At 70.9% G+C, this 2,124-nt stretch carries 1 protein-coding gene; it reads right to left on the reverse strand.

The window, feature by feature from the left end; genetic code table 11:
• Positions 1–187: 187 nt before the first annotated feature.
• Positions 188–1,360 (reverse strand): methyltransferase domain-containing protein, encoded by a 1,173-nt coding sequence (locus tag ABZ374_RS48400; RefSeq protein ID WP_360325196.1) that lies wholly within the window; start codon positions 1,358–1,360, stop codon positions 188–190.
• Positions 1,361–2,124 lie beyond the last annotated feature (764 nt).

The following is a 2,124-nucleotide window of genomic DNA, read 5'->3' on the forward strand; positions in this document are numbered from 1 at the left end:
CAGATGCACGGCCGAGCCGGGTTCCCCCTGCTCCGCCACCGCATCCTCCTCCAGCGATCACCACAAAGCGCTACCACCGATTACGGGACAGAGCCTAATTCCTGATACTCCCCGGCAGCGCGCTGCCGCTGCGCGCGCGGCATTTGCGGGGCGGGTGTGGTTTGTCCCGGATGCGGGTTCGGTGGTTCTACCGGCGGGGTGCGCCGGGGTCTTGGGCGAAGGGTTGGTCGGTGTCGCCGACCCGGTAGGTGGTTCCGTGTGGGGTGACGGTGGTGCGGAAGTCCCAGAGCCGGGGTCGTTGGGTCTTTTCCCACAGGACCAGGGCGTCGTGGGCCTCCTGCGCGAGGTCGCGGGGCCCGAACCGGTTGACCTCGCCGCCGTCGGTGGTGTCGCGGACGACGGCCCAGGACGTTCCGGCGGCGTCGGCCAGCCACAAGGTGCGGCCCTGGCCTCGGTCGGGTTCGAGGAGGTGGTGGACGTCGGGGACGCGGAGCGAGGTCGCGAATCGGGCGTGGACGTCGTCCAGGGCGGCGATGTCGAGTGCGGTGGTGTCCTCGACGGAGTGTTCCCAGGCGTTGTCGGTGATCAGTGTGGCGGGGTCGAAGCGGGTGAAGCGTTGGCCGCGGGTGGGCATGAACATCACTCCGCCGTCGAAGGATCCCGACGCGGTCCCGTCGTCGGCGACGACGAGTCGGAGCAGGCCGCCCTGGTGGAAAGGGACGATGCGGGGGGCGACGATCACGCCTCCGGGCGCGCTCTGTTCGATCCACGCGTGGGGGACGTGGCCCACGGCGGCGGTGGCGATCACGCGCTCGAAGGGCGCGTGTTCGCGGTGGCCGAGTTCGCCGTCCCGGCACACCACGTCCACTCGACAGCCGGCCGTCTCCAGGGCCTCGCGGGCCCGGGCGGCGAGCGCGGGGTCGATCTCGATCGTGCAGACCCGGTCGGGTCCGGCGCGTTCGCACAGCAGCGCGGCGTTCCAGCCGGTCCCGGCGCCGATCTCCAGGACCCGGTCGCCCGGCTGCACGTCCAGCGCGCGGAGCATGAACAACACCGCGGAGGGCGCGCTGATCGAGCTCGACGCCTCGCGGCCGACGCCCGGCACAGCGGGTCGACCGTCGTCGACCTGGACGACCAACGGGGCGTGCGGCGCGTACACCGCCTCGGCCCACCGTGCCGGCTCCGCGGACCGCTCCAACGCGCGGTAGCCGCCGCCAGGGTCGGGCATCCACACGGCGTCGGGGACGAAGCGGTGCCGCGGAATCCCCGCGAACGCGGCGCCCATCCAGGGATGCTCGAACTCGCCCAGGGCGTCCAGGGCTTCGACCGCCCCGGCCAGACGGTCGTCCTCGATGCTCACTTCGGCTTCTTGTGCGTGCCCGGACCGGGGTTGCGCAGCGTCGGGTCGTCGCCGTCGGGGGAGGGCTCCGGAGCCGGTTGCGGGGGCGGTGTGGGCTTGTTGTGCGTACCCATATCGAAGTCCCTCCTCGTGGTGACGTCGCGTCATCATCGCGTGACCGACCGCGTGATCGCCAGTGCCAGCGCCACACGCCCCTGGTCGCCGTCGAAGGTACGAGGGGCACGACGCCGGCACACCGGAGAGCATTCGTACGAACTGGCCCCTGCCGGCGCAGGTCGCGAACAGTTGACAGGCTCGGCCGACGGCCTGGTGATCCGTCCGGCCGGGTCGCCGTGGCGAGCTGAGCACCGCGTGGGGCTAGGTGGCGGGTAGTCCGGGCAGTCGGTCGTCGAGGGTGTGTCGTCTCAGCGGGGTTGTGCGGGTGTGGTCCTCTGACCTGGGGTGCGGCACGGATTGAGAATGTTGTTTCGTGTTTCGTGGCCTGGGGTTTCGGTGTGTGGTGTCGGGTGTGTCTTTCGGTGGGGCGTCGGTTGACCTGCGGTGCTGCAGGGTGTGAGGGGGTCGGGCAACGCGGTTGAGAATTCCCTTTGGCGTCCCCTTCCGTCGGGCGCATGTGCGAATCGGGTCCGGGTCTTCGACACGCTCGGCCGTGAGACCTCGTCGTTCTCAGTCGGGAACGCCATCGAGTATCTGCTCGTGGACGAGGCCGGCCACGCCCGGGTCGGGCACTTCGACGAGAACCCGGCCGGAACCCGCCGCCGGAG

The sequence above is a fragment of the Embleya sp. NPDC005971 genome (assembly GCF_040629175.1).
Lineage (GTDB): Bacteria > Actinomycetota > Actinomycetes > Streptomycetales > Streptomycetaceae > Embleya.